The sequence below is a fragment of the Thiorhodospira sibirica ATCC 700588 genome (assembly GCF_000227725.2).
In the GTDB taxonomy this organism is placed as follows: domain Bacteria; phylum Pseudomonadota; class Gammaproteobacteria; order Ectothiorhodospirales; family Ectothiorhodospiraceae; genus Thiorhodospira; species Thiorhodospira sibirica.
Map to the genome: position 1 here is coordinate 211,621 of NZ_MU255057.1, position 7,769 is coordinate 219,389.

Here is a 7,769-nt window from a genome sequence, read left to right on the forward strand (position 1 = left end):
AACACCGACTGAAGCTTGTTCGGGTGCGTGTGGGTTGTATTCGTCAGTGTCTACCAGGATGGAAGCATAGAACCGCCCTGCCCGCTTGCTGATCGTGACCTGTTTGGTCTGCCCGGTAAAGCGTAAACCTTGGCGCATCTTGATGCGGGTCTTGAGCTTTTCAATGCGCAGTGTGCGCCCGTCTACGTCGCACTTGCCTGACTCGCGCAGGGCAAAGGAGTCATGGAGGTCTTTTTCTTGAAGCGGGGATAGCCTGGCTTTTTGGCCTTGGCTTTCACGCGCCGAAAAAAATGCTTGAATGCGTTGTCAAGATCGTCAATCGCGTTGCGTGTTACCCGGCTGGACACTTCCGCATACCACGAAAATTGAACGCGCAATACCTGGATATAATACGGATACGCTGCGGCTTTTGACCACTTTACACCGTCCTGACTGAAGTAATGCAGCAGTTGGTTGTAGCAGTGCCGACGCGCTCCACAGGCCCGATTGAGATAATCGGCTTGCTCAGGGGTTGGGCGCAGTTCAATCTTGTTTGCGATGAGCATTATGGAGTCCGAGGTCTTCTGCGATCACGTCTGCCGAGGCTGCCAGGTCTTGCAGCAGCTTGCGTGGTTTCTGGGAGCGACTGCCATAGAGGCGCGCGGAAAAGACNGTAATGATTTCTAAAACATCTTGTGCCAAATCTTCCTCAAACGAGGGTTGTTCGCCTTTATGGATGATGACAATCTCAATGCCTTGCATCTCACACAAGGCAAAGACAAGCTCTGAACCGAAGCGTAACAGCCGATCCTTGTGGGTAATGACCAGCCGCCGCATTTGCCGCCGCAAGATCATTTCTAATAGGCGTTGCAGTCCTTTCTTGCGGTCATTCATGCCCGATCCAAGGTCACGGATGACCTCTGCCCGCCATCCCTTAGCCGCGCAGTACGTTTCTAACATTTCTTGCTGGCGGTCGAGGTCGGCTTTCTGGTCATGACTGGATACGCGGGCATAGCAGATGGTCGGCGCATCTACATCACCCAGCCCAAGCAGTTGCGCGGTGTCGTAGTAGCGTGTGCCGCCTTTGGTCTTACGCGCAGGGAGCAATTCTCCGGTGGCTTCCCATCGACGCAAAGCGTCTATGGAACACCCCAGGAGTTTTGCGGCCTCGCCTATCTTAACTAATCGCTTTTCCATTATCGTAGATTATCAGAGGTAATCAGAGGTTGTAAGCGTCAGTTAAAAACCCCCGACTTTAGTCGGGGGAAATTGACCACAACGTAGTTCATGTTCAGCACATTTCGGTCGATTGATCTCGCCCGGTGTAAGAACGCCTTCGCGGTTACTGGTTTGCGCCAGCGCCAGTGATGGCAGCACCCCGGCAAGCAATACGCTGCTAATTAACCCGGAAAGCAGATACCTGTTTATTCTTTTCGTACACACCCAACAAGGTTTTGTTTTATTTTAAAAACCACGCGTTATCTATCCCGTTACCAGCTTACGACATCGGCATTTTCCCCTTCACCGCCGGGGCGGCCATCGGCGCCATAAGACCAGATGTCAAAGGGGGTACTGTGTTCGCCGGGGGCACGGTAAAGGTATGGGTTGCCCCAGGGATCGACCGGCACTTCGCGACGGCGCAGGTAAGGGCCGTTCCAGCGTTCCACTCCAGCGGGTTGCACGACCAGGGCTTGCAAACCCTGCGCTGTGCTGGGATAGCTGCCGACATCCAGGCGATAAAGGTCCATCGCCGACACCAGCTCTTCAATCTGCACCTGTGCAGTCTTGGTTTTGGACTCACCCAGGTAGCGCATGACTTGCGGACCGACCAGTCCGGCCATCAAGGCCAGAATCACCAAAATCACTAACAGTTCAATCAGGGTAAAACCGCGCACGGTGCGCAGGGATAGGGTATGACGGGTCATTGATAGCATGGTTTCACATAAGTTGTGGAAATAAAGGGGTTATTGTAGCGCGTTGCAAGACCACAATTAAAGGCATCGCCGGTTTTCATCAAAGCGTCATGAGGGTGTCACTGACTTGAAAAGAGGGGCCTCTACCATGATGCTGAGTGATTGTGGGAGTCAAGTCGATGCACACTGCGTTAAGGTATGATGATCAAGGTTCATGGCGGCCAAGTGATGAGGCGCTGTCGCTGACGGTTGGACTGGCGGCCAGTGAGTGTGATGTGAAAGCCTCGCAGCGCCTGCGGTATCAGGTGTTTGCCCAGGAGCTGGGGGCACAGGTCAAGGGACATCAGGAGGCGCTGGATTGTGATGCCTATGATCCTTTTTGTCATCATTTGCTGGTGCGCGATAGCCGTAATGGTCGGGTGATCGGCAGTACGCGGATCTTGACGGACACGCAGGCGGCGTGTGCCGGGGGATTTTATTCCCAAGGGGAGTTTGATCTGGGCAATATCCTCAGATTGCCAGGGCGTATGATGGAGGTCGGGCGAACCTGTATTGATCCGGATTATCGTACCGGGGCGGCGATTGGGGTGTTGTGGTCGGGGCTGGCGCGGTTTATGGCCATGCATCAGTTTGACTACCTGATGGGCTGTGCCAGTATCAGCCTGCAAGATGGCGGCTATACCGCACATCGGCTGATGGAGCGATTGCGCGCCCAGCATTTCCCGGAACCGGCCTTGCAGGTCAGGCCGCATCATCCCTTGCCGCTGCCCTCCGGTGCCCATCAGGGGAATGTGTTAACCCCGCCGTTATTGAAGGCTTATCTGCGTCTGGGGGCCTATGTCTGTGGTGAACCTTGCTGGGACCCTGACTTTCAGGTTGCGGATGTGTTTATACTGCTGGATCGGGACAAGCTTCCTCACCGCTATCAACGCCACTTTTTGCGGGCGGCGATGGCGCCAGCTGTGGTACATCACGCCTATGCAAAACCTAAGACGCATGTATAGATTATTTGGACTGACCGGGCATTGTGTGCTGGGTATGGTACTGACCTTGCTGTGGGGGCGTTATCAGCCAAACGGCCTGCCCACGGCGCGCTTTGCGCAGATAACGCGCTGGTGGCTGCAGCGGGCGGGGCGTATTGTCGGGCTGCGGGTCAGTGTGACGGGGCAGGCTCAGGCCGGAGCCTTGCTGACAGCCAACCATATTTCCTGGCTGGATATTCTGGTTTTGGGCGGACACGCGCCGCTGAGTTTTCTCTCCAAGGCGGAGGTAGGTCGCTGGCCGGTGATCGGTTGGCTGGCGCGTCGGGCCGGGACGTTGTTCATTCAGCGCGGCGCACAACATACCACTGCAATGGCTACCCAGCACATCGTACAACGCCTGCGCCACGGCGGGGCTGTCGCCATTTTCCCTGAAGCCACCACCAGCGACGGGCGCAGCGTGCGTCATTTTCATCCACGCCTGTTTGCCGCCGCGCAAGAAGCCCCTGCGGTGATTCAGCCGGTGGCGCTGAGTTATCCCGCCTTGGCGAATGGTCAACCGTCCCCCGCACCGTTTATTGATGATGATCAGTTTTTCCCGCATGTCTGGCGCGTTCTGGGTGCGGCCTTGATTCCGGTACGGGTTGAATTTTTACCGCCCTTGGCAGTGGATGGGCAGCCACGCCGCGAACTGGCCGAGATGGCACAGACACGGGTTGCCAGCGCGCTGGCAAAATGCATCGCAGGTTCCAGCGCGTAGCGAAGCTCATGGTGACAGTAGCCACAGGCTGTTGTTTCCTCATGTATAACCTCATGATAAAGCGAAACATTCATGCTCAGTGATTACGCCCTTTCCGCGCCTGCCATGCCCGCGCCATTGCAGGCCCGCATCCATGATCACACCGCTCTGCAGATTGCCTTGGTGACCGAGACATATCCGCCCGAGGTCAACGGGGTTGCGCATACCCTGCAGCATATGGTCAATGGTATGTTGGCGCGCGGCCATCAGGTGCATCTGATCCGGCCACGCCAGGGGCGCGACGATCAACAGCGGGTGCAGGCGGGTTTGACCGAACATCTGCATCCGGGTTTGCCGATTCCCGGTTATAAGGGGCTGCACTTTGGTTTGCCGGCGCGCTCGGCCTTGGTGGAATCTTGGCAGCACAATCCCCCGGATATCGTCTACATCGCCACGGAAGGGCCGTTGGGTCGATCCGCACTGAATGCCGCAAGACAGCTGCGCATCCCGGTAATCAGCGGCTTTCATACCAATTTTCATGGCTATAGCCGCTATTATGGCTTAGGCTTTCTGGAGCCGGCGATTGGGGGCATCCTGCGCCGCTTTCATAACCGCACGGCCTGTACGCTGGTGCCGACCCAGGCCCTGCGTACAGAGTTACAGGCCTCGGGTTTTCAGCGCTGCGAGGTATTGGCACGCGGGGTGGATACCCAGCTGTTTTCGCCGCAGCGCCGCGATGCTGGGCTGAGACACGCCTGGGGCGTGGATGAGCACACCCTGGTGGTGATGTATGTGGGGCGCTTGGCCGCTGAAAAAAATCTGAGTCTGGCGGTGGAAAGTTTCAGGCTATTACAGCTTAAACGCCCAGAGGCGCGCTTTGTGCTGGTGGGCGATGGCCCTGAACTGCGCGAACTCAAGCGTTTGCATCCGGACTTCATTTTTTGCGGGATGCGTACCGGTGAAGATTTGGCGCGCCATTACGCCAGCGGAGATGTGTTTTTATTCCCCTCATTGTCGGAAACCTTTGGCAATGTGGTGTTAGAAGCGATGGCCAGTGGTTTGGCCATTGTTGCCTTTGACTACGCCGCCGCGCATGAACATCTCATCCACGGTGAACATGCCCTGCTGGCTCCGTTTGCCGATCACGGTGCCTTTATCCGCCTGGCGCAGGAACTGGCACAATCACCCGAGTATCTAAACCGGCTAAGACTTAATGCACGCGAGCTGGCGCAAAGCATTGATTGGTCAACGATTTACAATCGGCTGGAACAACTTTTTAAAGACCATGCCACACGAGGCCGCTGTCATGCGACTATTACAGAGAATGAGTGACGTTGAAATCCCTTTATGCCTGGCATTTAACCGCATCAATCATCGCCGCCTGAGCTCGCGGGTATTTGCCATCACCAGCCGCCTGGGCGACGGGGTGTTTTGGTATGTATTGATGCTGGCCTTGCCGGTTTTGTATGGCTGGGAAGGCTTGCGCGCCAGCCTGCACATGGCAATTGCCGGTCTGATTGCCCTGCCCATTTACAAGCTGCTCAAACAGACCACCGAGCGCGATCGGCCCTTCAAGCGACATGTCAATATCTTGCAAAATGTGCCGCCACTGGATCAGTTCAGCTTCCCGTCGGGACACACCATGCACGCGGTGGGGTTTAGCATTGTGCTGCTGGCCTATTTCCCGGTCTGGTGGATTGTGGTGGTACCCTTCACCCTGATGGTGGCCCTGTCGCGCCTGGTGTTGGGTCTGCATTATCCCTCAGATGTACTGGCAGGCGCGGGCATCGGTGCCATGGTGGCCTTGTTCAGTCTAAGTCTGACGGCGCTGTAAATAACCACCCCGCCGCTGCGCGGCACCCCTCCTTGAAAAGGAGGGGAGTTTTTAATGCTGGGCGGGTGCCCGGCGTTCCATCAGGCATACACCGGGCGGGCAATAAGACGCAAATCCTGCCCCACAAGGCGCAGGTCCTGCCATTGCAGGGACAGGCGCTGATCCATCCGGGTCAGCGTGAAATCCGCCAGCGGGCGGGCACTTGAGCCGAGTAAATGCGGGGCCATGTAGAGCAGCAGTTCATCACAGAGTTGTGCCCGCAACAAAGCCCCGGCAAGTACGCCACCCGCCTCGACATGCACTTCATTGATCTGCTGCCGGGCAAGGTGTTGCATCACCGCCTGCAGATCAAGGCCCCCGCTGCTACACAGTGGCATCACCGCAAGCTGTGCTTGCTCGCTGAGCACCTTGACCCGGCCTGGATCGGCATTTGCGCTATGGCACAGGGATACCGGCGCCGGGCTGGCAAACAGTCGAGCATCGGGCGGGGTGCGTAGCTGGCTATCCAGAATCACCCGCAGCGGCTGGCGCAGCTGTTCGGGCGGGATACCCAATTGCGCCGCGCTTAAACGCATATCCAGCCGGGGATTATCGGCCAACACCGTACCGCTGCCACTGAGCAGGGCGCAGGCACGGGCGCGCCAATATTGCACATCATGGCGCGCCGCCTCGCCCGTTATCCACTGACTGTCGCCGTTCGCCAAGGCCGTGCGCCCATCCAGACTCACCGCCAGCTTGAGGCGTACCCACGGGCGGCCCTGTTCCATGCGCTGGATAAAACCGGGGTTCAGTGCCCGAGCCTCCGCCTCCCGTAGTCCCACCTGTACCGTCATTCCTGCCTGTCGTAAGCGAGTAATCCCCTGACCGCTGACCTGCGGATTGGGGTCCTGCATCGCCACCACCACCCGCGTAATTCCGGCCGCGATCAGCGCATCGGCACAGGGCGGGGTACGTCCGTGATGGCTACAGGGTTCTAATGTGACATAGGCCGTTGCCCCCTGCGCTTGCGACCCGGCCTGTTGCAGGGCATGAATCTCGGCATGGGGGCCACCGGCCTGATGATGCGCTCCGAGGGCAATGATCTGCGCGCCGAGGGCAATCACACAGCCCACACGCGGATTAGGCGAGGTGGTATACAAACCAAGGCGCGCCAGTGCCAGCGCCTTGGCCATCAGCGCATGATCCGTTGCGGTATATTCCATGCTTTATTCCTTTTCCAGATGATCAATCAATTCACGAAAGGCCTTCACATCCTCAAAGCTCAGATATACCGAAGCAAAGCGGATATAGGCCACCTGATCCAGGCTGCGCAACTCATCCATCACCCACTCCCCGATAAGCCTAGATAAAATCTCCCGTTCCCCCAGCGCAAGCAATTTGCGCTTGATGCGCTGAATCGCGGTCTCGATCTGATCCGTGGCAACGGCCCGTTTTTCCAAAGCGCGCTGCATCCCATAGCGGATTTTTTCCTCAGCAAAGCCCTCACGCGAGCCATCGGCCTTGATCACCCTGGGCAGACTAAGCTCTGCGACTTCAAAGGTGGTAAAACGGACATGACAGGCAATGCACTCACGCCGACGCCGTACCTGGCTGCCTTCGTCAGCAAGCCGGGAATCCGTCACCCGGGTTTCCGGGGCGTTACAAAAGGGACAATGCACACCGATCTCCTCGAAAAATCCAATCATGATTTAGCCTGTCGATACCGTTAAGCTAAGCCACACATGCGCGCTTATACGCAAGTAGTAGCCACCGCCAGACCTTGCCCAGCGCGGAAAACCGCAAACAGAATAGCCTTGCGCTGCGAATCTCACAAGGGATTCACGCGCCGCACGCTACGCTTTCCGCCCTCAACCGGGGGGATTTACCGCGCATTGGGTGACAAAAAACGGCTTAGGCATGAATCGGTCTGGTGTGTGTTTCACCGGGATTTTTCAATAAAAACACCCCTCCTTTTATAAGGAGGGGTGGCGCATAGGGGCGGGGTGGTTATCTGGATCGCCGAGTTGTACTCGGCCAGTCAGAACACGCACTAAAAGCCAGCCGAGTGTAACTCGGCGCTCCGGAGGTGTTTGCACGGTTAGAGATCCATGTGAAGGGTGTGCATGATGCGTTGGGTTTCGCTGAGGACTTTGATGATGCGTTGGTAGTGTTTGACTTCTTCAAAGTTGAGGGTGCGGCCTTTGCGGTCTTTGAGCCATTTTTGGGCGGGTTGGTAGCCGCCGATGTAGAAGTTCCAGGCGATTTCGGGGGCGTTGTCGAAGTATTGCTGGGCGTTGATCCAGATTTTGCCGTCGGTATAACGCGGTGTGTTGATGATGTTATCG

Annotated in this window: 10 protein-coding genes; 4 read left to right on the forward strand and 6 right to left on the reverse strand. The window is 57.1% G+C overall.

From position 1 onward, the window contains the following. Window positions 1-182 precede the first annotated feature (182 nt). From THISIDRAFT_RS14490 to gspG, 3 genes are all read right to left on the reverse strand, one after another. Window positions 183-545 carry a helix-turn-helix domain-containing protein gene (locus THISIDRAFT_RS14490; RefSeq protein ID WP_246585439.1) on the reverse strand — a complete coding sequence of 121 codons (363 nt, stop codon included), beginning with the start codon at window positions 543-545 and terminating at the stop codon, window positions 183-185. Beyond that, window positions 523-1,176: an IS607 family transposase gene (locus THISIDRAFT_RS14495; RefSeq protein WP_221914061.1), complete on the reverse strand. Its 654-nt coding sequence runs from the start codon at window positions 1,174-1,176 to the stop codon at window positions 523-525. Before THISIDRAFT_RS14495 ends, THISIDRAFT_RS14490 begins: the two co-directional genes overlap by 23 nt. A 293-nt stretch (window positions 1,177-1,469) precedes the next feature. Next, window positions 1,470-1,904 carry a type II secretion system major pseudopilin GspG gene (gspG, locus tag THISIDRAFT_RS14500; RefSeq protein ID WP_006788183.1) on the reverse strand — a complete coding sequence of 145 codons (435 nt, stop codon included), beginning with the start codon at window positions 1,902-1,904 and terminating at the stop codon, window positions 1,470-1,472. A gap of 167 nt (window positions 1,905-2,071) precedes the next feature. On the opposite strand from gspG, the gene THISIDRAFT_RS14505 reads away from it, so the two are divergent. The 4 genes from THISIDRAFT_RS14505 (at window position 2,072) to THISIDRAFT_RS14520 (ending at window position 5,445) form a co-directional block, all read left to right on the forward strand. Continuing rightward, entirely contained in the window at window positions 2,072-2,896 is an 825-nt protein-coding gene (locus tag THISIDRAFT_RS14505; protein WP_006788184.1) for a GNAT family N-acetyltransferase, read from the forward strand. Continuing rightward, on the forward strand, window positions 2,889-3,632 hold the full coding sequence (locus tag THISIDRAFT_RS14510) for a lysophospholipid acyltransferase family protein (RefSeq protein WP_006788185.1): 744 nt from the start codon (window positions 2,889-2,891) through the stop codon (window positions 3,630-3,632). Before THISIDRAFT_RS14505 ends, THISIDRAFT_RS14510 begins: the two co-directional genes overlap by 8 nt. Before the next feature lie 147 nt (window positions 3,633-3,779). Further along, on the forward strand, window positions 3,780-4,943 hold the full coding sequence (locus THISIDRAFT_RS14515; RefSeq protein WP_472910299.1) for a glycosyltransferase family 4 protein: 1,164 nt from the start codon (window positions 3,780-3,782) through the stop codon (window positions 4,941-4,943). Then, window positions 4,918-5,445, forward strand: coding sequence for a phosphatase PAP2 family protein (locus tag THISIDRAFT_RS14520; RefSeq protein ID WP_006788187.1), 528 nt, complete (start codon window positions 4,918-4,920; stop codon window positions 5,443-5,445). Before THISIDRAFT_RS14515 ends, THISIDRAFT_RS14520 begins: the two co-directional genes overlap by 26 nt. Window positions 5,446-5,525: 80 nt before the next feature. Here THISIDRAFT_RS14520 and ribD read toward each other — a convergent pair whose 3' ends face one another. The 3 genes from ribD to THISIDRAFT_RS14535 all read right to left on the reverse strand — a co-directional run. Next, the gene (gene ribD, locus THISIDRAFT_RS14525; RefSeq protein ID WP_006788188.1) at window positions 5,526-6,647 is read right to left on the reverse strand and encodes a bifunctional diaminohydroxyphosphoribosylaminopyrimidine deaminase/5-amino-6-(5-phosphoribosylamino)uracil reductase RibD; all 1,122 of its coding nucleotides are present in this window, start codon (window positions 6,645-6,647) and stop codon (window positions 5,526-5,528) included. Between the two features lie 3 nt (window positions 6,648-6,650). Next, complete coding sequence (gene nrdR, locus THISIDRAFT_RS14530) at window positions 6,651-7,103, reverse strand: transcriptional regulator NrdR (RefSeq protein ID WP_040852882.1); 453 nt, start codon at window positions 7,101-7,103, stop codon at window positions 6,651-6,653. Window positions 7,104-7,522: 419 nt separating this feature from the next. Continuing rightward, on the reverse strand, window positions 7,523-7,769 hold a 247-nt coding region (locus THISIDRAFT_RS14535; protein ID WP_221914062.1), incomplete at its 5' end, for a type ISP restriction/modification enzyme.